We start from the raw sequence: 21,134 nt of genomic DNA, 5'->3' as shown, positions 1-21,134 counted from the left end.
ACCATGCATTTTATTGATCACGTAAGAATATATTTAAAGTCCGGCGATGGCGGAAACGGTTGCGTTAGCTTTCATCGAGAAAAATTTATTGAAATGGGTGGTCCCGATGGAGGGACAGGGGGTAAAGGTGGGGACATCATTTTTGAAGTCGATCCAAACCTAAACACATTGATTGATTTTAGATATAAGCAACACTTTAAAGCTCAACGTGGGCAACATGGTCGTGGTAGCAATTGCACGGGCGCCCATGGAAACTCTATTGTTATTAAGGTTCCAATCGGAACCCAAATTTTTGATGAGCACAAAGAATCTGTTTTATTTGATTTGATTAAACCTGACGAACGTTTTGTATTCTTAAAAGGTGGCGATGGAGGACGTGGTAATGCGACCTTTAAAACGTCAACGAATCGGGCGCCCAGACAATTTGAAAACGGATGGCCAGGCAAAGAAACATGGGTGTGGTTGCAATTAAAATTGCTGGCTGATGTTGGATTGTTGGGATTGCCCAATGCTGGAAAATCAACGTTCTTGTCGGTTTCGACTCGAGCTAAACCAAAAATTGGTGACTATCCATTTACGACCCTGAAGCCGCAGCTTGGTGTTGCATCTGTAAACGATCAAGAATTTGTAATCGCAGATATACCAGGGTTAATTGAAGATGCTCATTTGGGATCAGGCTTAGGTGACAGATTTTTGGGACATATTGAACGGTGCAAGGTTTTGCTTCATTTGATTGATGTATCAAGTGATGATATTGAGCGCGATTATCAAATTATCCGTCGGGAATTGGAAGCGTACGGCCATGGTTTGAAAGACAAACCCAGCGTAATTGCGTTAACTAAAACAGATTTGGTAGACGAAGAGTGTGTTCAATCTGCCACAAAAGTTTTGAGCCAGTATACAAAAGAACAGATTTTTGCAATATCATCAGCGCAAACAAAGAACATTCACACACTGTTAACTTTTTTAAGTCAGGTTGTATTTGACAAGTAACTTTAGTTAATTTTATACTAATTATTACACAACAAAAAAATGTGAATTGAATGATTAACAATAATAAAACACACTGGTTAAAGTCACATGCGCCTTTTTTAAGCCTGTTTCCTTTGTTGCTGTTCCTGGCCATATTTGTAACATTTGGCATTAGCTCATGTAACGGGGGTAAGTTAACACTTTCACCGACTGTTGCAATTCTTCCCGCAATTTTACTGGCTTTTTTGTGGAAACCCCGAGATTTTAGTAAAAACTTAGATGTGTTTATGTCGGGGGTTGGTCACACCAATATCTTGTTGATGTGCTTTGTGTTTTTATTGTCTGGAGCCTTTAGCGCAGTAATGTCATCTATTGGCGGGATTACGGCGACGGTTAATTTTGCATTGTACTATATCCCGCCTCATTTTATATTGCCCGGGATTTTTATTGTTTCATCCTTTATTAGTTTGGCGATGGGAACATCCATGGGGACTGTTGCGTCGGTAACGCCAATCGCAGTGGGTATTTGTCACACAGCGGGTGTAGATTTACCTGTGGGTATCGGTGCTGTTTTGGGTGGAGCGATGTTTGGGGATAACTTATCTATTATCTCTGACACCACAATTGCTGCTGTTCAAACCCAGGGGTGTGAGATGAAAGATAAGTTTAGAATGAACTTTTTCATAGCATTGCCCGCGATGATTGTTTCGGTTGCTGTTTTGTGGATGTATCCACAAACGGGTGTGATCGATACAGTATTGGACTTTGATTTCATTAAAGTATTGCCGTATATCGTTGTTTTAATTCTCTCATTAACGGGAGTACATGTTTATTTAATTTTAATCGTCGGAATAATCATTGGGGGCATAATTGGTTTGTTGGGGGCTGATTATACAACGGTTGAATTTACCCAGGCTATTTATAAAGGCTTCACCACGATGGAAGAAATATTAATTCTTTCAATGTTTATTGGTGGATTAAGTGAGCTTATAAAACATCAGGGTGGTATGGCATATTTAATTGAGAAAATATTGTTGCTGTCTCATAAATTTAATCATAACGGAAAGCCCAATAAAAAGGTTGGAGAGTTATCGATTGCAGCAATGTCTTCAATTGCGGACATATGTACAGCAAACAACACAGTATCCATTCTAATGGCGGGTGAGGCCTGTCGTGATATTGCAAAACGATATGGTATTCTGCCTACGCGTGCAGCCAGTTTATTGGATATTTTTTCCTGTGTATTCCAGGGGATTCTACCCTATAGTGCGCAAGTATTATTGGCAGCATCAATTTCAAGTTCAAACCCAATGGACTTGGTTGGAAAGGTTCATTATTGTTACTTTCTGGGTGCTGCAACATTAATTTCTATTATGTTTGGGTTGCGCCAAAAGTAGGCAACGTGCCGTTGCATCCGCCAGCGTGACGCTGGACCCATTGAGGTTATTCGAATAAATTTCTATGTCGTAATATTGTTTCGTATAATCCGTATCTGTGCGAATCGGATCTAAGCAACGTGCCGTTGCATCCACCAGCGTGACGCTGGATCCATTGAGGTTATTCGAATAAATTTCTATGTCGTAATATTGTTTCGTATAATCCGTATCTGTGCGAATCGGATCTAAGCAACGTGCCGTTGCATCCACCAGCGTGACGCTGGACCCATTGAGGTTATTCGAATAAATTTCTATGTCGTAATATTGTTCGTATAATCCGTGTCTGTGCGAATCGAATCCAACTTATGGGGTGCAGGGATCATCCCTGCCTCAGGACTACTATAGTACGATCGCTTTGATCTCGTCTTCTGTTAAGCCGGTTGCTGCTTTGATTTGATCTACTGTTAAATTCATCGACTTTAAATTGCGAGCAATTTCAATCTTAGCGGCTTTTTCACCTTCAGATTTGCCTTTTTCCATGCCCTTAGCTATGCCTTTTTCCATACCCTTAGCTATGCCTTTTTCCATACCCTTAGCTATGCCTTTTTCCATGCCTCTTTCAAGTCCTTGCTTTAAGCCTTTTTCTTCAGCTTGTTGAATCTTATAATCTTCAATCGCTCTTGCATCGCGTTCATGTTTTAAGGCTGCTTCATAAGAATTCCACTCTCGTTCACTCATGGAATATTTTGTTGATTCGTCAAAGGCTTTCTTTAAGACGACATCATCTCCCAACAATGTTGTTAAATCCTTATCCAACGTCTCATGGGCATGTTTAAAGAAATACACCCATTTCTCTTCTATGGTGGATAATTCATCAAGTGTTTTTGTGAATTTAGGCAATTCAATAAACGTAAAGCTAAATGCTTTTAAATTATTTTCAAACGTTTTTTTATCCAACGTTACATGATCTGATTTCCACGTGGTTTTATCGGGAAACATCACATAATCCGTAATCGCAATAAAAATTACCTCTTTCAAATCTTGGTACTTTTCACCGACATCCATCTGATTGATATAGGCTTTTGCTGCATAAAATTGGGCTCGTTCTTCAAACCCTGAAAACTTTGCAACCTGCATCTCAATAATAAACTGAGTTCCTTTTATATCACGACACAACACATCGACCATGGATTGTTTTTTATAAGCATACTCTGGGTTTAGATCCGTTTGAAGGTATGTGACATCCTGAATCGCATCCTCACCCTCAAGGTGTAAAACGCTGTTGATAAAGTGAATAAGAATATCCTTGTTCTTTTCGGTTCCAAATAACCGTTTGAACAAATAATCATTCTTTGGATCTAAAAATTTACTGAATGCCATCGTCTATTCCACCTTCTTTTCATCTTGGAATATATCATATCTTGGTAAATGATGTGTAAATTGTTTTGCAGAGATGAACGCCGTTGTATCCTATATAGCAAAACGCTTTTAACTATGGTGCTGTGCATAAATGTATTTGTATTATTTGTAGATCAATTCCTTTAAGGTTAAAAACCTTCTTCTTGTCAATCTTTTATTAACCTTTGTGAGATATATTAACTTTAGAGCGCTCATACATTATTATTTTAGCCCACCGTTTCGTGAAGGAATGACGGATTGCTTCGTCTATTTAGTCTCGATTTTGGGGATGGGTTTTGTCCCCCCACCCGAAGGTCACTGAGGGTGACTAGGGCGGGGGGCGGTAAAAAAAATCACGTTAACTCAATCTTAACCTTTATTAACCCCAGATTAACGGCTGAGCTTTTTCTAATAATCCGCGCCAGTATTATAGGGTTGTTTCCCATAGAATTAGATTCTTCGATACCCAAGACACGAATTACCAACAACCACCTGGCAACAGTTTAAAACGTGCTAACACACAAGAAACAGATTAAACATATCTGAACTTTAATCATTTTATGGTAAAATATTCAAAAATTGAAATTGTTAGATGTTAAAAAAAGCATTTTTCCATATTATAAGCTGGGCGCTTTTGCTGGTTACGGTCGGAGTATTGATCGGATTTATAATATTGTATCATCTTAACAAAGATTTACCGGATCATTCGACGCTGAAAAATTATTCACCGCCTGTGTTAAGCCGTGTTTTTTCATCGGATGGTCGATTGATTGGTGAACACGCTCAAGAAAAGCGTATTTTCGTACCCTATGAATATATCCCACCTAAAATTATCCATGCCTTTTTGGCGGCTGAGGATCAGAATTTTTTCTATCACAAAGGGATTGATGTGCTGAGTATCTTTAGAGCAGCAATGACAAATGTAATGAGCAATGGAAAACGTCCAGGTGGTGCATCGACGATTACTCAACAGGTGGCGCGTAATTTTTTTCTGACCAATGAATTAAGTTTGGTTAGAAAGTTAAAAGAAGTAATTCTGGCCATTAGAATTGAGCAGGTGTTGTCTAAAGAGCGAATCATTGAAATTTATTTAAACCAGATTTTTTTAGGAAATCGTTCTTATGGTGTGGCTGCTGCGGCACTGCGTTATTTTAATAAATCGTTGGAAGATTTAACGGTACCAGAGATTGCATTTTTAGCGGGACTTCCAAAAGCGCCCAGCACCTATAATCCCAAGCGAAATCCGCAAGCGGCGATGAATCGACGCAACTGGGTGTTAGAGCGATTGTGGAAAACTGGATTGATTGAAGAGGGAGAGTTTCGTGCGTTTACAAAACATCCAATAGAGCTTTTGCAACGGGATGAAACTGAAAATGTACGTGCGGATTATTTTCAGGAAACCGTTAGAAAAGAGCTGATAGACGTCTTTGGTGAGGATGCCTTTTATGGTGGCGGGCTGTTTATCAAAACTTCATTGGATACGAGGCTTCAAACCATTTGTAATGAAGTGTTTCCCAATGCATTGTTAGATCTTGATAAAAAACATGGATGGAGAGGCGCCATTCGGAATATCGCGGATGTTGAAAAAGATCCAAACAACATTAAGCATTGGATGGAATATTTGCATGCGGTCAATGTTGGATGCATTCCAGAAGGGTGGCGCTTGGCGTTGGTAACGAATCTTGAATCCACTAAGACAACTCTGATTACAGAAGAAGGAGTTGGTGTGATTTCGATGGATACAATGAAATGGGCGGGGGCGCCATTGAAAAATGGAGTGCCTGGGGCTTCTATAAAATCTCCGGATCAAGCATTGAACATAGGGGATCTTATTTTTGTATCAAAGATAAAAGACAATCAGTATGCGTTACAGCAGATTCCAAAAATTTCGGGTGGGATGGTCGTGATGGATCCCCATACGGGGCGAGTGTTGGCGTTGACGGGAGGCTTTAGTTTTCAGCAGTCTCAATTTAACAGGGCAACCCAGGCGATGCGTCAATCGGGGTCGTCTATAAAACCGTTTGTATATTTGACAGCGTTTGAGCGTGGTGTAAAGCCTACTGATACTTATGTGGATGAACCGATCTCAATTCATCTGGGGCAGGGGCTTGGCACGTGGACACCTAAAAACTTTATGAATGAATTTAAAGGGGCTATGACAGTGCGTCGGGCGTTGGAAACGTCTAACAACATGGTTACGATTAAATTAGCCCAAAAAGTCGGCATGAAGAATGTTGCGAAGGTGATAAAAAAAATGGGGATCATTGATAAGCCCCCTATTCAATTGGCGTTAGTTTTAGGATCTGGCGAAACGACGGTTTATAAAATGACCACTGCGTTTGCAATTATCGCTAATGGTGGAAAAAAGATTACACCCACGGTTGTTGATTGGGTGCAAGATAAAGAAGGAAAGATGCTGTATAAGCATGATGATCGTAAGGTTGATTTTTTGCGAGCGTCCAGTTGGGATGGAAAAACAATTCCCACCATATCTGATACGCGGACACAGATTGTTGATCCTGCGCATGCATATATGATTACGTCTATTCTGCAAGGTGCGGTTGAAAACAGTCCTGCAAAAACAGCGTTTGTTCCAGGTCAGATTTTAGCGGGAAAATCAGGAACATCTAACGATTCTAAAGATGTTTGGTATATTGGATATTCGGCAAATTTAGTCGTTGGAATTTATTTGGGATATGACGTGCCGCAAGGTCTTGGTAAAATGGCAACGGGGGGATGGTTGGCAGCACCTATTTTCAAAACCTTCATGGAAAAAGCGTTGGAAAATGAGCCGGCAATTCCATTCCAAGTTCCATCAAATGCAAAACTATATAGAGTAAATAAACATACAGGGCAGGCCACGTTGCCCAATGATCCTGATGCGATGTGGGAAATAGCGTGGCAAAAAGATCGCATCTTTGAAACAGAAGAACCTTCGGAAACATCGAATGAGTCCTCTGATAAAGTTGACTCAATACCCGCAGATCGATCTGGTTCTGAACCAACTGAACAACACGCATCTCATCCAGGAATTTTATAATGAAATATTTAATAATTTACGGCAGTTCTGGCAGTGGCACAGGTAAAACGATGGATGTGGTTAATACGTTGAAAGAGCATCTTGGTGCTGATTTTATCGACGTATCGAACTATAAGCTTAGTTTTTTTGATTATACACACTCTAACAAAGATGATGATTTTCATGGCATTGCACAACAGATGGTGTGTGCTGATTGTATTATCTTTGCAACGCCAGTGTATTGGTACGCGATGAGCGCTCAATTAAAAGTGTTCTTTGACCGTTTAAGTGATTTGATTACGATTCGAAAACCGTTGGGTCGGCAGTTAGAAGGCAAAATGCTAACGTTTGTTGCAACGGGACATGATGAATTGCTGCCAGAAGGGTTTCACGTGCCGTTCAAACGGACGGCTGAATACTTTAATATGGGGTATACTGAAGGTGTGTATGTCTGTACAAATTCTAAGGTGTTTGACCCAATAAGAGTGCATGAAAAAATGATTCAGTTCGCAGAAAGTTTCTAGTCAACTTTACGGCCTGTTTTTCCTGTTGAACAAAAACTTGACTACGATGATGGCTAGTCCTAAAACGCTTATAAAAATATTAGGTGTGGAGATGGCTAAAAAATAAGGAGTCTTTGAAAAGTCTAACCAACCTCTACCTACCGCGATTGTTAGTAAGCCCCAACTTATCAATAAACCATAAATAATACACAAGATATTTTTAGCCCAAATGTTCCGCAAGGCATAAAAGTCTTTTAGACCAGTTACATGCAGTTTTTCTTTTTCAGCTTGCTCCACAGTTTCCTTAGCGCGTGTGCTATCATCCGATATAGTTTCTTTAATTTTATTGTCTAGAGAATTAGAATCCATATTCATTTTTTAACCTATAGCTGATAACTTCTTCCGACACTGCGAATAATTTTGCCAGGCTTTGTATAGATGCAAATTCGTAGTATTGATCGAGAAATTTTTTTGGGACTAATAAATGAGCAGCGAAAGTATTGGCTTCTTTTTCAATGGGAGAGTTTTGAGCTGAGCTTATGGGCTTTCGATAAAGAATTTCATATTCATTAGGGTGTTTCAAATAATAATCTTTGTGTAAGAAATAGTGTCCTAATTCGTGAGCGATGGTAAAATTGTTTCGTGCATACCCCTCTTGGTCGTTAACATAAATAGTATTAGATTTAAAATCCATCATTCCAGAAATATTATCCTCTGTAAAAATAACGAACTTTACTTTAATTCCATAGGTTTCGCACAATTTTTGAGTAATGATCGGAGGTTGAATTATAGATGCTTCTTCTAAGATTTCAGATGCTCGTTTTTTTGATGCTGAGTAATCAGGGTTTGTTTGCATGTTTAACCTCCTTTCGTTTTATTATACATATCGTGTCGCAAAAGTCAACTTTGATGTCTAATGAATATTGATTTTGCTTTTTAAATAAAGTATAATACGCCCCAAACGGTTCAAATAGACCTGTTGACGTGTCCGGAGAGGCAGAATTATAGTTTTGTTTCCGCACACACACTTGGTTTATTTAACCTAATATTATTAACTTAACAAAGGTGACGTTATTATGTCGAAACAAATAACTGAAGAGTTTACGGGTCTGCGCAAGCTGTTATGGCCTATTCACTCTTTTGAGATAAAAAAGTTCCTACCCATGGGGCTTATGATGTTCTGTATTTTGTTCATTTATACAGTATTACGAGATACTAAAGACGCGATTCTTGTTAACGCTCCGGGTGCGGGTGCTGAAAGCTTGGCATTTGCTAAAGGTATCGGTGTGACTGCATCGGCCGTGATCTTTATGATCCTTTACACAAAAGCTGCCAACGTGTTTAACCGCGAAGGTTTGTTTTATGTAACGGCATTGCCATTCCTAGTTTTCTTTGGAGCATTCCCATATTTCATTTATCCATTCATTGATTCATGGCATATGAGCTTGGCAACAATTCAAGGTTTGCAAGGTGAATATCCAATGTTTAAATGGATTATCCCGTTGATTGGAAACTGGACATATACGTTGTTCTATATCCTCTCAGAACTGTGGGGAAGTGCCGTATTGTCATTGTTGTTCTGGCAGTTTGCTAACGCGATTACTCCAGTAAAAGAAGCTCGCCGTTTTTACGGTATGTTTGGTTTCTTGGGTAACTTTGGTCTTGTGTTTTCTGGCCCAGCGATCATTTTGGTTTCTCGTTATGTGCGTAGCTTTGAATTGTCTCGTACTGAAGAAACCGGATTAATGTTACAATACTTAATGTCATTCGTAATTGTTGCAGGTATTATTCTTTTGTTCACATTTTACTGGATGAACCGAAACGTATTAACAGACAAACGTTATTACGATCCGGAGGCAATGGGTGAAGGCAAAAAGAAAAAAGCGAAACTTTCAATGGGCGAAAGCTTTAAGTACATCATTCAATCACCTTACCTTGGTTTGATTGCGATGTTGGTTTTGGCATACGGTGTATCCATCAACTTGTTTGAAGGCGTATGGAAAGGTCAAATTAAGATTGCTTACCCTTCTGAATCTGAATACAACGAAGTTATGGGCGGATTATCAACTGTAACTGGGTTAATTGCATTAGCTTTGATGTTAATTGGAAGCAACCTACTTCGTCGTTTTAGCTGGAAATCATGTGCATTAATTACGCCAATCGTATTAATTACTGGTATCTTGGTATTCTTCGGAGTGATCTATTACAACAATACACAATTGCCTGCTGGTATGAGCATTATTGATGCGATTGCTCAAGGGCACATCAACCGCGAGTTAATCGTGTTTGTGGTTATATTGGGGTTGTCTGTAAATGCGTTTGGTAAGGCAGTGAAATATTCATTGTTCGACCCAACTAAAGAAATGGCATACATTCCTTTAGACCAAGAATTAAAAATTAAAGGTAAAGCTGCGGTTGACGTTATCGGTGGTCGCGGTGGTAAGTCTTTAGGTTCTTACATTCAAATGGGATTGTTGACAGTATTCTCTGGAAGCGCGCTATATCAATTGGTTCCAATTATTGCACCAATTGCATTAGGTATCGTTTTCTTGTGGATCTTGTCAGTATTCGGTTTAAGCAAGCGTTTCAAAGCGTTGACTGAACAGAAAGAAAAAGAAACTGCTTGATTGACGTTTCATCTATAAGTTGGAAAAACCCGCAATTTGCGGGTTTTTTCTATTGGGTCCAGCGTGCCGCTGGATCCGATAAGTTAGATTCGAGCAACGTGACGTTGCATCCGTTAGATTAGATCCGATTCGCGCAAAAACGGATTACACAAAACAACCCAATACCTTGGAGATCTCAGTTTTCACAAACCGTATTGCCTAATGGATCCAACGGCACGTTGGCAGCCTGAGGTTGCATCCGTTAGGTTAGATCCAATACGTTCTGACACGGATTATAATTTTACAAATCGTATTGCCTATTGGATGCAACGGCACGTTGCCGTTGTGGTGGCGGGGGGAGGACACGCTCTGAGTAATGATGATGGGAGGGCCCCATCGGGAGCGCGAGGCAGCAGTTAAAAAACTTCATTTTTTTTCAAAAAATTCCAAAAGAGTTCAGCGTGCCGTTAGATCTATTAGATAATACGATTTGAAAAAATTATAATCCGTGTCAAATCACATCGGATCTAGCCTAATGAATGCAAACTCAGTTTGCTCTTGACTTCTCAAATTCACTGTGTATACTAATAAGTAGAATTGCGAAGAGGCTACCCAAAAACCTGGGTAGCCTTTTTTCGTTCTACGTCTTTGAAACTTTCAAAGACATGCCGAACCGAATCCCCAGTACAGGCGCTCAACTACCCGATCAGTAGTCACAGCCCTGTAAACAACCCCTAGAGCCGACGGGCTCGTAAAACACGACTTTGTGCCTATCAATAAAGTCCGCCTTTCCCCATTCGTGTAAGAAATGGGGTTCTTTTTGCACGTGCGGGTTACTGGGGATTCTCTCGGTTTTACAACGTGCCGTTGTATCCGCTAAGTTAGATCCGATGTGGTCTGACACGGATTCTATATAACTTAACTCTAAAAGCTTCGCAAACACAAGGAACTAAAACACTACCAAACTCAAAAACATCTCAAAATCATTTTTCACCCTTACCCCTCCTGCGCCGAAGGTGGGTTCAAATTCTCCTTCATTCTCTCATACCTCCAACCACACGCCCCCTAATTTACCGGATATTCAAAATCAATCTAGCCTAACGGATGCAACCTCAGGTTGCCGTGTCACAGCGTCATGCTGGCGGCACGTTGCCCTGATTATTTAGTTCTTAAGATATGCCCTAAATCTTCCAGCGCATCTTTTAGATTTGCATCAGAAATATTTTCAATAACGGGTTTGGGAAGCACAATGTGTGATTTAAGCTTATTGGGCAAAACAGCGGTAGGTTGGGATTGGTGCCACAGTTGAGGTTTTATATCTTGAACGGCTGGACATCCTAAAAATAAATTAAATTTCTCGATCAAAAATCCTTTTGTAAATTGCACTTGTTGCATTCCCATGTGGGACACTTTAACGTGCAGGGTACCTGTGGATCGATCTTTAAAATTTGGAACATAGCGCGTTGGCCAGATGTGGTCTTTCCATTGGGGGGTAATTAACGTTTCCCAATTCATCATAATTTTGCTTAAATACCAACCCTGCTGATCCAAAGTTGGTTCAAGCACGCGGTAAATAATCTCTTTAATTTTTTTTTGTCCTGTGTAAGGATGCGACATAGTATAAAACTCCCTAAGCTCAACATATCAAAAACGATCGAAAATGAACAGTAAGATTTCAGATAAAGTATTACAGTGGTACGATGCGAACCGACGAACCTTGCCGTGGAGATATGAACAGGTGCAGATTGCTGATCCATATCGCGTTTGGCTAAGTGAGATGATGTTGCAGCAAACTCAGGTTGATACAGTCATTCCGTATTTTCAAAAGTTTACGGCAAAGTGGCCAACAGTTAACGATTTAGCCAGCGCTGATTTAGATGATGTGTTGCACATGTGGCAAGGGCTTGGGTATTATGCTCGTGCACGTAATTTGCATAAATGCGCAAAAACAATTTCCGAACAGTTTGATGGAGCATTTCCTAGAAGTCCTGAAGAGTTAGCTAACCTACCAGGGATTGGACCCTATGCATCAGCAGCAATTGCGGCGATTGCCTTTAATGTTCCAGCAACGGTTGTGGACGGGAACGTTGCACGAATTGTAAGCCGAGTGTTTGGTTTTTCCACACCCATACAACAAAATCAAAAACAAATCTATTCCGCTGCTGAAAGTTTAACTCCACTGTTACGAGCGGGAGATTATGCTCAAGCATTAATGGATATCGGGTCAGGGATTTGTACCCCACGATCGCCTAAGTGTCAGACATGCCCACTACACACAGATTGCAAAGCCTATGCGTCGGGTATTCCAGAACAGTTTCCGGGCAAATTGATAAAACCATCGATTCCAACGCGATATGCCGTTGCCTTTATCTGCATCAAAGATAACAATATCTTGTTGCGAAAACGCACGGGTGAAAAGATGTTGCATGGACTGTGGGAATTACCGGGATCAGATTGGTATGCGGACAGTCTGCCAGAATTACCCGATGAAATGCAAGCACCCTACGCGGATGTTAAACATACGTTTTCACATTTCCATTTGATTACACGGGTTGTTCAAGCCTCTGAAATTGATCCGGAGTATTTGAATGGAGCAGAAGTAGCGTGCAACATAAATGAGCTTGACCAATTAGCTCTTTCAACGCTTACTAAGAAATTGTTAAAGGTTCGGAATAGAAACGGCTAAGAGTTAATACGAAAGGTATAACACATGAACGATTTAAACTATGTGGTTATTGTTGAATGCGCCATTGAACTTAACGGACGTTATTTAATTATAAAACACCCAGATTATAAAGAAGCAGGCGGGCTGTTAGCATTTCCTGGAGGCAAAGTTGAACTAAAAGACCATAACACTAACGGGTCTAGCAATGTTATGCTGAATGCCGTCAAGCGAGAAATCTTTGAAGAAGTTGGCATTAACCTGCTTGACCCCATCCGATATGTAACAAGCAACCATTTCAAATCAGGCAACGGATCCGAATGTTTAATCTTGGTGTTTCATTGCATCCTTGATCAAACCAACCCAACGGTTAATCCTTCAACCAGAGAAGTCTCTGAATATTATTGGCTGACGTCTGAAGAAATTAATCAAGCCCCTAACTCTCCAACATGGTTAAAAGAGTATCTTAGTTGTGTAAATGAATGACACATTTTGGAAGCGCTCATAAAAATAATGATTAAAATTAACTTCTAGATTGACAGAGCACCCCTAAAAGGATACAAAAGATATATCCAAAACGGAGAGATGGCTGAGTGGTCGAAAGCAGCGGATTGCTAATCCGTCGTACGATTTAAAACCGTACCGGGGGTTCGAATCCCCCTCTCTCCGCCAGCCGTATGAAATAATAATCACTTTCTGTACTTTTATATCCTTATGGATAAGCAAAAAACGAAACCTTATTCCATAGAGACAACAGATCTGCCAAATACTTATCGTTATAAAGGATCTTATATGTCTGATACTTTTGAAATTAAACAAGCAACGGTTAAAGATACTCCCGTAATATTGTCGTTTATTAAAGAACTGGCAGAATATGAAAAGTTGTTACACGAGGTCGTTGCAACAGAAAGTATTTTAGAGCAAACGCTCTTTGGTGACAATTCTACGACTGAGGTTGTTATCGGTTACTTGAATCAACAGCCTATCAGTTTTGCACTCTATTTTCATAATTTTTCAACTTTTTTGGGGCGTCCCGGAATTTATCTGGAAGACTTATTTGTAAAGCCTGAGGCTCGAGGCAAAGGAATCGGACAAAAAATGTTAAGTTATTTAGCTCATATTGCAAAAGAAAGAAAATGTGGTCGTTTAGAATGGTGGGTGTTAGATTGGAATGAAACCGCCATCGGATTTTATAAAAGAATCGGCGCTAAGGCCATGGATGAGTGGACAGTCTATCGTGTAACGGATCAAGCTCTAGATGATCTGGCGGCTTCTTGGATCCCAGAAAAATAATATGAATCGATTATATAATCCTGGGGCAACTCCTAAAGCCAAGCCGTTCTTTTTGAGCCGTATAAAATTTGAAATTAGGTTCAAACGCTTTGGGTTTAATTCAGCTACCGCGTAACACTGTATCTGTAAGATAGATACGATATTAAGACGCGGATTTCATGCAGAAAATACAGACACTGCCAATTTCTTCAGATTCATTTATCCATGATTTGCTATATGCTGGCTAAATTGTGCAGAACTTTTGGGTACAGAGATCGCAATGACAAATGCAACTAAGGTAAAAACAAACATGAATGCGGCGATGGGTAAGAACGTTCCGGTGTATAGATAACTTACAGCTTCCAATCCAATTGCAGAAAAAGCAAGTCGCCCAAAATTAATCATTGCAGCAGCTCGACCTTTAAAGCCAGGCAACATGTCCAAAGATTCTATATACATGATGTTAATTGGAAAAACAAACGGCATGACATACAGACTCATCCCCAATGTAATGATCCAAGGGACATCAGCAACAACAAAACTAATAAAAAGAAGCACAAACGACAACCCCATTAATGACCACAGCCCAAGATTTAAACATGTTGTTTGAGATACTTTTCTAAGAATCATCGGGCTTGCGATGCTCATTATAGAAAAGATCCCAGCAATTGCACCTTGATAAAAACCAAAATGTTCAATGGGAACATTCATGTCTTCCATATACAAAATGGGCCCCATACCGATAAACACCCAATAACATGAAACTAATAAGCAAATGATCAGAAACAATCGCATAAACGACCATGATTTTAATAGAGGCAGATATCCCGCTAAGCTGAGGGAAACAGCTTTATTAGGTTGAGTTGTGTTTGGAATAAATATAAAACTCATGACTAAACTTAAAATGCCAAGCCCTAACAAAACCACAAAATTTCCCTGCCATCCGAAATAAATATTGATATAACTGCCAACAACGGGAGCAAATGCCATTGCAAAGGTAATAACACCATTCAGCGTTCCCATAAGCCCAGCTTGTTTTTCGATAGGGGTAATATCTGCAATTACAACGTACCCTAATACGGCAGGCCCCGCCATACCAATACCTTGTAAAAAACGCCCGATGACAAGTAATGGAAAAGATGGTGCAAATACACAACAGATGCTGCCGATAATAAAAATAACTAATCCACCTATAATGATAGGTCTACGCCCATAGCGATCCCCCATGCTGCCAACAAATAAAGAGCTAACACAATAGCTTAAAAAATTCATACTTAATGTTAGCTGAACTAATATTGGAGAAAGATTGAATTCATGGATTAGATTTGGAAAACTAGGAATGAACAAATCCACCTCAGCACCCGCCAAAAGATCTATAACCAGTACCGTAATGAATAGCATTGGGTTGTTCATTAAATATTTTCCTTTAATAATACCGTTTCATCCTTAGGTTTTATCACGATGAATCCAAAAAATGCAACCAGCAATCCAACGGGAATAATAAACAAACCACTGATGTATGCCTCAGGAGAATAAACGGGTATATCAATAACTATTTGACCGTCCCAATATTTAACCATAATCCATCCAATGCCAGAATGAAAAATCAAACCAAATGACATAACAATCATGTTGGTGAACGAACTTGAAATTCCAACAAGATGTGGGGCAACGACTCTAGTGTTAATAAAGATCATAAATATTTGATACGCACACAACGCCCCCATAATGATCATGATTGTGTATAAAAGCAGTATGTTTTGCGTTTTAAACATCAGCATTCCCGTAAAGATTAATGCCATACAAAGAGCGCTGAGAATGATGACTGTATAAGGCTTCTTGTATTTCTCTTCTAAATATCCAATTAGCGGAGCCCCAAACCCAAACCCAAATCCAAAAAACATTAAAGAGGGAATGAATTGAGCATCTGATGGGCTAATTTTATATACCGTTTGCAGAAAAGGGACACCCTAAGCATCAGCAAATCCTTCTAAAGGTCCAACCATTAACCCAGCCAACAAAGACACTGCCCATACATGTTTATTTTTTAAAAGCTCTTTTAAGTCTGACACGATCGACGATGATTTTTGTGCAACCTGATCTTTCTGATTGGGCATGCAGATTAAAAACAACCCTGCAAGGATGAAAGATGTCACACACAATATCCATATGACGTTTTTCCAACCCACCATTTCATTTAAGATGCCAATGGGGCGGCTTCCAAATAAAGCGCCAGCAAATCCTAACGTTACCGACATTCCTAAAATACTGGCAAAGCGCACAGGTGGGAAATTGATGCGAATCACATAAAACAATGCAAGAATTGCAGTGGTGGATCCTCCGCCCAGTAAAAAGCGCCCAATGACGGCGATTGTCCAAGAATCGAAATAAAGCGGTGGAACAATGCCAAGCCCGCATAACAATAGGCTTAAACTGATGGTATATTTAGGCCCTATGCGATCCAACATCAACCCAACGGGCAAATGAAACGCAGCATATCCCGCATAATAAAAACCATTAAAATAACCAAAATCTTTTGCATCAATCAGATAGTTTAGCATTAAATCGTCTTTGATAACGCTGGGCAATAATCGTAAGATGTATTGAAACGCATAAAATAATGACGTCATAAAACACAACAGCCATGCCATCGGTAGAGTTGACTTTGATGTGATCGACATTTGTGTACTCAATTGGGTAATTTGAGTGATTATTACTTGCTTTGATTTAAAAATGCAACTGATTCTCTGCGTATAAAATGCCATAAATATCCGTGACCGGTGTTTCATGCTTATCAAGCTTGTACAGAAATAGTTTGATTTTTTTGCAAAAATCGGCGATAAGTACAGGGGATTACCCTGGACGTAGAGCATTGAATCTGGTCAGGATCGAAAGATAGCAGCCAACGGTGTGTAAGCGGGTCAAGGTAATCTTCTTCTTAGTTTTATCCAGGAACATTATGACCACTGCACCTTCGTATAAAGTCTTTGCAAGAACGTATAGACCCAAGACCTTTGGGGAAGTTGTAGGGCAAGATATTGCTGTCCGAATTTTTCAGAATGCCTTAAAGCAAAATACATTAAGCCATGCGATATTATTAACAGGTATTCGAGGGATTGGTAAAACAACCTCTGCCCGATTGTTGGCTAAAACATTGTGTTGTCTAAATCCTGTCGATCATATTGACCCCTGCGGTACGTGTGATTCCTGTGTTGCGTTTGATCGTGATCAGCATACGGATATTATTGAAATGGACGCAGCAAGCCATACGGGTGTTGATGATATTCGCGACATTATCGAAGGCGTCGCCTATGCACCAACGTATGGACGTTATCGCGTATACATCATCGATGAAGTGCACATGTTGTCCAAAAACGCATTTAATGCGTTACTAAAGACCTTAGAAGAACCGCCGGCTCATGCAAAATTTATTTTTGCAACCACAGAACTTGAAAAAGTCCCCGAGACCATTGTATCCAGGTGTTTGCAAATTCAATTGCGTCCCATGTCCATTGAAACGATTCTGGATCATTTGCAAAAGATTAGCACGATTGAAAATCTTTCTTCTGATATGGATGGACTGATGCTGATTGCAGAAGCCGCTAAAGGTTCGATGCGCGATGGTTTGTCGATACTTGAAAAAGTTTCAAGTTACACCAGGTCAACAGGTGAAAGCATGACGATGGATGTCGTTGAACGCATCCTGGGTCGCCCTCCGCAAGCTGAGCTGGAACGTTTATGCCAAGCAATTAAGTCTGGAGATATTATCACTGCGATTCAAAGTGTTCGATCTTTGTTTAGCCATGATATTGAACCCATTGCCATTACAAAAGGGCTTTTAAATGCCTTGCATCAATCGCTGTGCAGCACCATCGGAGTGCAACAAAACAGTTCCATCTTTTTTAAAGAGTTATCAGTTTCGCAATTAAATCGATTGTGGTCAATCGTTCATAACTCCGTTCAAGAATTGATGGTGTCGCCCGTGCCCCAAGAATCCTGCGAAGTGATGTTAATACGGTTGTGCCATGTGTCAGATATTCCGCCATTGAAGCAATTGATTCAAGACATCGAAAACAAACTATCATCTACAGAATCTGTACAATCTGCACGTACAGAAAATAGAATGCCCGCCCCCGCTGCGCAACCTCAACCGATACGTAGACAATCGGACATTACAAGTTTTGATCGATTAATTGAATGGGTTGAAACTCAGAAAGATCCCCACCTATCGTTCTTTTTAAAGCGCGATCTTAGAGTACACGGATTCAAACCCGGTTACATAGAATGCAGCCTTAAAAACCCTGAAGATCAACATTTACTAAAACACTTAAAGCAGATGCTTCAAACAGTGTTAAATGAAACATGGACGTTTGAGTTGGTGCAATCAACTACAGCAACACCCGCAACCTTTCATGAGCAAGCACAAACTAATGAAGCCAATGCAAAACAACGTGTAATAGATTCAGAGTTGGTTCAGCATGCATTGCACGCCTTTGAAGGAGCCAATGTCACCGTGGATAGAGTGTTATTAGATAGTTAAAACTGCGACTGTATCCACCAGGGATGATCCCTGGCAACGTGTCGTTGCATCCGATAAGTTAGATCCGATGCGTTGTGACACGAATTATTGTCGTTGGCAACGTGCCAACTGCGGTTGGATCCGTGTATAGCTAGAGTAATTTAATTTGGGTACAGGAACGAGGCGAGACATGTACTAAAATGTACATTAACGACCGAGTGACGCATGCCCAGATTATAAGAAGTCAGCTATAGGTTAGATTGGAGGCCTTTTAATCCGTGTCGACCACATCGGGTCTAACCTAATGGATGCAACGGCACGTTGCCAGCATCCTTGAATATCAGATATAAATTAAAAAGGAATCCCATGATTAAATCAGGTTTATATGAACACTACTCTGGCAAACGTTATCATGTATTGGGCGTATGTCGACATTCTGAAACGCTAGATATATTGGTCGTTTATCAATCGTTATACAATGATTATGCTTTATGGGTTCGACCTTTGGAAATGTTTAAAGAGGTCATCACTAAGGACGGGCAGTCTGTTCCACGATTTAAGTTCATCTCTGAAATGTGGACGCAGCCCGCAACGTTAAGAGATTAACGAGAAACCAGCGATTGTAATCCTAACAAGTTTTCAATAAATGCTTCTGCATTAAAGGCGCGCAAATCCTCAATACTTTCGCCGATTCCTAAATAATGAATGGGTAATTTGAATGCATCAGCCAACTGAATAATGATACCAGCTTTTGCCGTTCCATCTAACTTTGTTACAATCAGCCCATTAACATTCACCGCTTCTTGAAACAGTTTTACCTGTTGTATCGTGTTCTGACCAATGTTCGCATCCAACACTAACAGTGTATAATGAGGGGCCTTTTCGTTCAGTTTTTGAGTGACCCGAACACCTTTTTTCAACTCTTCCATCAGTGTGGATTTTGTGTGCAATCGCCCTGCCGTATCAACAATTAGAATATCGTCGTTTTTAGACATCGACGTTTCATACGATGAATATACCAACGCTGCTGCATCAGAATTCGCAGCACCTTTTTCTAATGGAACATTTGCTCTATCTGCCCAAACTGTTAACTGTTCCACAGCCGCCGCGCGAAATGTATCCGCAGCCACGATACGAACGTTTTGCCCTTCAGCTTTCCATTGAGCAGCCAACTTTCCGGTTGTTGTCGTTTTACCTGAACCATTAACCCCCACCATAAAAATGACAGTGGGTTTATCCTCAAACGTTAAAGAATGTTCTAATGGTTTTAAGATAGCCGTTAAGTCTTCTGCTAACGTAGCCTTAACTTCTTCAACGGTAATGTCTTGTTGGAAGCGTTTCTTTTTAAGAGCAGCAACCAATCGATGGCTGGTTGCGTATCCAACGTCAGCCGACAATAACAGATCTTCGATCTCTTGCAGCATCTCGTCATCTAATTTGCGCTTTGTGACAATGGATGTTAACCCATCCGTCAGTTTAGCGGTGGATTTTTTTAATCCATCACTTAGCCTGGAAAACCATCCTTTAGATTTAGATTCGTCTGTCATGCAAATATACTTTCACACGTTAAATTACCATTTTCTATACCAGCGATTACCAAAGGAATAATTCGCCCCTCGACCTTTAGTTCTGCTGGCAAATGGGTTAAATCCACGGGACAAAAATGTTCAGTACGCCCCAACGTATCAGATTCCACTAACACGTTTGCTTTCACCCCAATCTGAGCTTTTAAGAATTCTAACTCTTTACGTTCACCCAATTCCCGCAAGCGTTTCGCACGATCTTTGATCAGATCTGATTTTACTTGTGGCATCCGTGCCGCTGGCGTTCCAGGGCGCTGAGAATACGGGAACACATGCAAATATGTAAGATTACACTCATCAACGATCTTTAACGTATTCTGAAACATTTCTTCAGTTTCAGTTGGAAACCCTGCAATAAAATCTGCACCAAACACAACATCGGGTCGGCGTTTTCTAAACTCTTCACACATACGAATGGCATCATCCCGCAAATGTCTGCGTTTCATTCGTTTTAAAATCAGGTCATCCCCCGCTTGCAAACTCAAATGGAAATGCGGCATCAATCGTGGCTCATTTTCAACAAGCTGCAACAGATCAGCATCCACCTCTACAGAATCAATAGATGAGATACGCAACCGTTGAATGTCCGGCACCAACGCCAATAGCCTTCGCACCATTTCACCAAGCTTTGGCTGCCCTGGTAAATCAGCACCATAGGCCGTGATATCAACACCTGTGATGACGATTTCTTGATATCCACTTTCAACCAACAATCGCGTTTGATTTACAATGTCACCCATAGGCACACTGCGACTATTGCCACGACCAAAGGGAATAATGCAGAACGTACACCGATGATCACATCCATTTTGGACTTGAATAAACGCCCGAGATTTACCCTGGAAATTTGATATTAAATGACCCGCTGTTTCTGTAACGGACATGATATCATTCACAATGGCTTTTTCAGTATTAAACGTATCGAATCGAAAATTGTCTGCTTTCAGTTTATCGTCATTTCCCAACACACGATCAACCTCTGGCATAGTTGTATATGAATCAGGGCTAACTTGCGCAGAACATCCCGTCACAATAATTTTAACATTGGGGTTTTCGCGACGCGCTTTTCGAATCGCTTGTCGGGCTTGCCGTTCAGCCTCTGCCGTTACCGCACAGGTATTGAAGACAATAACGTCTTCCTTAGCCTCGTCAATAAACTGTCGCATGACTTCGGATTCATAGGTGTTCAGTCTGCACCCAAATGTAACTATTTTACCGCTCATA

At 40.4% G+C, this 21,134-nt stretch carries 19 protein-coding genes, 1 tRNA gene and 1 other RNA gene; 12 read left to right on the top strand and 9 right to left on the bottom strand.

All coding sequences use genetic code 11. The features are described from left to right. Nucleotides 1–3 precede the first annotated feature (3 nt). Both obgE and CPBP_RS02855 read left to right on the top strand, forming a co-directional pair. Nucleotides 4–993: a GTPase ObgE gene (obgE, locus tag CPBP_RS02860; RefSeq protein WP_350332545.1), complete on the top strand. Its 990-nt coding sequence runs from the start codon at nucleotides 4–6 to the stop codon at nucleotides 991–993. Between the two features lie 50 nt (nucleotides 994–1,043). After that, entirely contained in the window at nucleotides 1,044–2,369 is a 1,326-nt protein-coding gene (locus CPBP_RS02855; protein WP_350332544.1) for a Na+/H+ antiporter NhaC family protein, read from the top strand. Between the two features lie 378 nt (nucleotides 2,370–2,747). Here CPBP_RS02855 and CPBP_RS02850 read toward each other — a convergent pair whose 3' ends face one another. Then, a complete protein-coding gene (locus tag CPBP_RS02850; RefSeq protein ID WP_350332543.1) occupies nucleotides 2,748–3,728 on the bottom strand; it encodes an Rpn family recombination-promoting nuclease/putative transposase in 981 nt (326 codons plus the stop codon). 610 nt (nucleotides 3,729–4,338) lie between these two features. Here CPBP_RS02850 and CPBP_RS02845 point away from each other — a divergent pair. Together CPBP_RS02845 and CPBP_RS02840 are read left to right on the top strand one after the other, a co-directional pair. Continuing rightward, a complete protein-coding gene (locus tag CPBP_RS02845) occupies nucleotides 4,339–6,786 on the top strand; it encodes a penicillin-binding protein 1A (RefSeq protein ID WP_350332542.1) in 2,448 nt (815 codons plus the stop codon). Further along, a complete protein-coding gene (locus CPBP_RS02840; RefSeq protein WP_350332541.1) occupies nucleotides 6,786–7,289 on the top strand; it encodes a flavodoxin family protein in 504 nt (167 codons plus the stop codon). Before CPBP_RS02845 ends, CPBP_RS02840 begins: the two co-directional genes overlap by 1 nt. 6 nt (nucleotides 7,290–7,295) lie before the next feature. Here the strand turns inward: CPBP_RS02840 and CPBP_RS02835 are convergent, their stop codons facing one another. Together CPBP_RS02835 and CPBP_RS02830 are read right to left on the bottom strand one after the other, a co-directional pair. Then, the gene (locus CPBP_RS02835) at nucleotides 7,296–7,643 is read right to left on the bottom strand and encodes a hypothetical protein (protein ID WP_350332540.1); all 348 of its coding nucleotides are present in this window, start codon (nucleotides 7,641–7,643) and stop codon (nucleotides 7,296–7,298) included. After that, nucleotides 7,627–8,124 carry an ImmA/IrrE family metallo-endopeptidase gene (locus tag CPBP_RS02830; RefSeq protein ID WP_350332539.1) on the bottom strand — a complete coding sequence of 166 codons (498 nt, stop codon included), beginning with the start codon at nucleotides 8,122–8,124 and terminating at the stop codon, nucleotides 7,627–7,629. The genes CPBP_RS02835 and CPBP_RS02830 overlap by 17 nt, the downstream gene beginning before the upstream one ends. Before the next feature lie 220 nt (nucleotides 8,125–8,344). Between CPBP_RS02830 and CPBP_RS02825 the strand changes: the two genes are divergently transcribed. Next, complete coding sequence (locus CPBP_RS02825; protein WP_350332538.1) at nucleotides 8,345–9,895, top strand: Npt1/Npt2 family nucleotide transporter; 1,551 nt, start codon at nucleotides 8,345–8,347, stop codon at nucleotides 9,893–9,895. A gap of 1,137 nt (nucleotides 9,896–11,032) precedes the next feature. Here CPBP_RS02825 and CPBP_RS02820 read toward each other — a convergent pair. Beyond that, a complete protein-coding gene (locus CPBP_RS02820; RefSeq protein WP_350332537.1) occupies nucleotides 11,033–11,491 on the bottom strand; it encodes a DciA family protein in 459 nt (152 codons plus the stop codon). A gap of 43 nt (nucleotides 11,492–11,534) precedes the next feature. Between CPBP_RS02820 and mutY the strand changes: the two genes are divergently transcribed. The 4 genes from mutY (at nucleotide 11,535) to CPBP_RS02800 (ending at nucleotide 13,829) form a co-directional block, all read left to right on the top strand. Beyond that, nucleotides 11,535–12,560, top strand: coding sequence for an A/G-specific adenine glycosylase (gene mutY / locus CPBP_RS02815; protein ID WP_350332536.1), 1,026 nt, complete (start codon nucleotides 11,535–11,537; stop codon nucleotides 12,558–12,560). Nucleotides 12,561–12,584: 24 nt separating this feature from the next. Beyond that, nucleotides 12,585–13,022, top strand: coding sequence for an NUDIX hydrolase (locus CPBP_RS02810; RefSeq protein ID WP_350332535.1), 438 nt, complete (start codon nucleotides 12,585–12,587; stop codon nucleotides 13,020–13,022). Nucleotides 13,023–13,115: 93 nt separating this feature from the next. Further along, nucleotides 13,116–13,208 (top strand) — tRNA-Ser (locus CPBP_RS02805). A 120-nt stretch (nucleotides 13,209–13,328) separates the two neighbouring features. Beyond that, the gene (locus CPBP_RS02800; protein WP_350332534.1) at nucleotides 13,329–13,829 is read left to right on the top strand and encodes a GNAT family N-acetyltransferase; all 501 of its coding nucleotides are present in this window, start codon (nucleotides 13,329–13,331) and stop codon (nucleotides 13,827–13,829) included. 198 nt (nucleotides 13,830–14,027) lie between these two features. Here CPBP_RS02800 and CPBP_RS02795 read toward each other — a convergent pair whose 3' ends face one another. The 3 genes from CPBP_RS02795 to CPBP_RS02785 all read right to left on the bottom strand — a co-directional run bounded on the left by CPBP_RS02795 (nucleotide 14,028) and on the right by CPBP_RS02785 (nucleotide 16,489). Then, nucleotides 14,028–15,221: a multidrug effflux MFS transporter gene (locus CPBP_RS02795; RefSeq protein ID WP_350332533.1), complete on the bottom strand. Its 1,194-nt coding sequence runs from the start codon at nucleotides 15,219–15,221 to the stop codon at nucleotides 14,028–14,030. Beyond that, nucleotides 15,221–15,712, bottom strand: coding sequence for an MFS transporter (locus tag CPBP_RS02790; protein WP_350332532.1), 492 nt, complete (start codon nucleotides 15,710–15,712; stop codon nucleotides 15,221–15,223). The genes CPBP_RS02795 and CPBP_RS02790 overlap by 1 nt, the downstream gene beginning before the upstream one ends. Before the next feature lie 66 nt (nucleotides 15,713–15,778). Continuing rightward, nucleotides 15,779–16,489 (bottom strand): MFS transporter, encoded by a 711-nt coding sequence (locus CPBP_RS02785; RefSeq protein WP_350332531.1) that lies wholly within the window; start codon nucleotides 16,487–16,489, stop codon nucleotides 15,779–15,781. Nucleotides 16,490–16,655: 166 nt separating this feature from the next. Between CPBP_RS02785 and ffs the strand changes: the two genes are divergently transcribed. The 3 genes from ffs (at nucleotide 16,656) to CPBP_RS02770 (ending at nucleotide 18,933) form a co-directional block, all read left to right on the top strand. Next, nucleotides 16,656–16,747: signal recognition particle sRNA small type (gene ffs / locus CPBP_RS02780), an RNA gene on the top strand. Between the two features lie 20 nt (nucleotides 16,748–16,767). Next, nucleotides 16,768–18,348, top strand: a complete 1,581-nt coding sequence (gene dnaX, locus CPBP_RS02775) for a DNA polymerase III subunit gamma/tau (RefSeq protein ID WP_350332530.1) — start codon at nucleotides 16,768–16,770, stop codon at nucleotides 18,346–18,348. A gap of 345 nt (nucleotides 18,349–18,693) precedes the next feature. After that, on the top strand, nucleotides 18,694–18,933 hold the full coding sequence (locus tag CPBP_RS02770; protein WP_350332529.1) for a DUF1653 domain-containing protein: 240 nt from the start codon (nucleotides 18,694–18,696) through the stop codon (nucleotides 18,931–18,933). Here CPBP_RS02770 and ftsY read toward each other — a convergent pair. Further along, nucleotides 18,930–19,874, bottom strand: a complete 945-nt coding sequence (ftsY, locus tag CPBP_RS02765) for a signal recognition particle-docking protein FtsY (protein ID WP_350332528.1) — start codon at nucleotides 19,872–19,874, stop codon at nucleotides 18,930–18,932. The two genes, CPBP_RS02770 and ftsY, sit on opposite strands and share 4 nt — an antisense overlap. After that, the gene (gene mtaB / locus CPBP_RS02760; protein ID WP_350332527.1) at nucleotides 19,871–21,133 is read right to left on the bottom strand and encodes a tRNA (N(6)-L-threonylcarbamoyladenosine(37)-C(2))-methylthiotransferase MtaB; all 1,263 of its coding nucleotides are present in this window, start codon (nucleotides 21,131–21,133) and stop codon (nucleotides 19,871–19,873) included. The genes ftsY and mtaB overlap by 4 nt, the downstream gene beginning before the upstream one ends. Between the last annotated feature and the right edge of the window lies 1 nt (nucleotide 21,134).

Source organism: Candidatus Bodocaedibacter vickermanii (genome assembly GCF_014896945.1).
Taxonomy (GTDB): Bacteria; Pseudomonadota; Alphaproteobacteria; order UBA6184; family UBA6184; genus Bodonicaedibacter; species Bodonicaedibacter vickermanii.
The sequence above is the reverse complement of the archived record's forward strand: the minus strand, read 5'-3'. Positions and strand labels throughout refer to the sequence as shown.

What these genes read in the sequence shown, in the direction of transcription:
- obgE (WP_350332545.1), top strand. Translation starts at nt 4, where the DNA reads ATGCATTTTATTGATCACGTAAGAATATATTTAAAGTCCGGCGATGGC.
- CPBP_RS02855 (WP_350332544.1), top strand. Translation starts at nt 1,044, where the DNA reads ATGATTAACAATAATAAAACACACTGGTTAAAGTCACATGCGCCTTTT.
- CPBP_RS02850 (WP_350332543.1), bottom strand. Translation starts at nt 3,728, where the DNA reads ATGGCATTCAGTAAATTTTTAGATCCAAAGAATGATTATTTGTTCAAA.
- CPBP_RS02845 (WP_350332542.1), top strand. Translation starts at nt 4,339, where the DNA reads ATGTTAAAAAAAGCATTTTTCCATATTATAAGCTGGGCGCTTTTGCTG.
- CPBP_RS02840 (WP_350332541.1), top strand. Translation starts at nt 6,786, where the DNA reads ATGAAATATTTAATAATTTACGGCAGTTCTGGCAGTGGCACAGGTAAA.
- CPBP_RS02835 (WP_350332540.1), bottom strand. Translation starts at nt 7,643, where the DNA reads ATGAATATGGATTCTAATTCTCTAGACAATAAAATTAAAGAAACTATA.
- CPBP_RS02830 (WP_350332539.1), bottom strand. Translation starts at nt 8,124, where the DNA reads ATGCAAACAAACCCTGATTACTCAGCATCAAAAAAACGAGCATCTGAA.
- CPBP_RS02825 (WP_350332538.1), top strand. Translation starts at nt 8,345, where the DNA reads ATGTCGAAACAAATAACTGAAGAGTTTACGGGTCTGCGCAAGCTGTTA.
- CPBP_RS02820 (WP_350332537.1), bottom strand. Translation starts at nt 11,491, where the DNA reads ATGTCGCATCCTTACACAGGACAAAAAAAAATTAAAGAGATTATTTAC.
- mutY (WP_350332536.1), top strand. Translation starts at nt 11,535, where the DNA reads ATGAACAGTAAGATTTCAGATAAAGTATTACAGTGGTACGATGCGAAC.
- CPBP_RS02810 (WP_350332535.1), top strand. Translation starts at nt 12,585, where the DNA reads ATGAACGATTTAAACTATGTGGTTATTGTTGAATGCGCCATTGAACTT.
- CPBP_RS02800 (WP_350332534.1), top strand. Translation starts at nt 13,329, where the DNA reads ATGTCTGATACTTTTGAAATTAAACAAGCAACGGTTAAAGATACTCCC.
- CPBP_RS02795 (WP_350332533.1), bottom strand. Translation starts at nt 15,221, where the DNA reads ATGAACAACCCAATGCTATTCATTACGGTACTGGTTATAGATCTTTTG.
- CPBP_RS02790 (WP_350332532.1), bottom strand. Translation starts at nt 15,712, where the DNA reads ATGTTTTTTGGATTTGGGTTTGGGTTTGGGGCTCCGCTAATTGGATAT.
- CPBP_RS02785 (WP_350332531.1), bottom strand. Translation starts at nt 16,489, where the DNA reads ATGTCGATCACATCAAAGTCAACTCTACCGATGGCATGGCTGTTGTGT.
- dnaX (WP_350332530.1), top strand. Translation starts at nt 16,768, where the DNA reads ATGACCACTGCACCTTCGTATAAAGTCTTTGCAAGAACGTATAGACCC.
- CPBP_RS02770 (WP_350332529.1), top strand. Translation starts at nt 18,694, where the DNA reads ATGATTAAATCAGGTTTATATGAACACTACTCTGGCAAACGTTATCAT.
- ftsY (WP_350332528.1), bottom strand. Translation starts at nt 19,874, where the DNA reads ATGACAGACGAATCTAAATCTAAAGGATGGTTTTCCAGGCTAAGTGAT.
- mtaB (WP_350332527.1), bottom strand. Translation starts at nt 21,133, where the DNA reads ATGAGCGGTAAAATAGTTACATTTGGGTGCAGACTGAACACCTATGAA.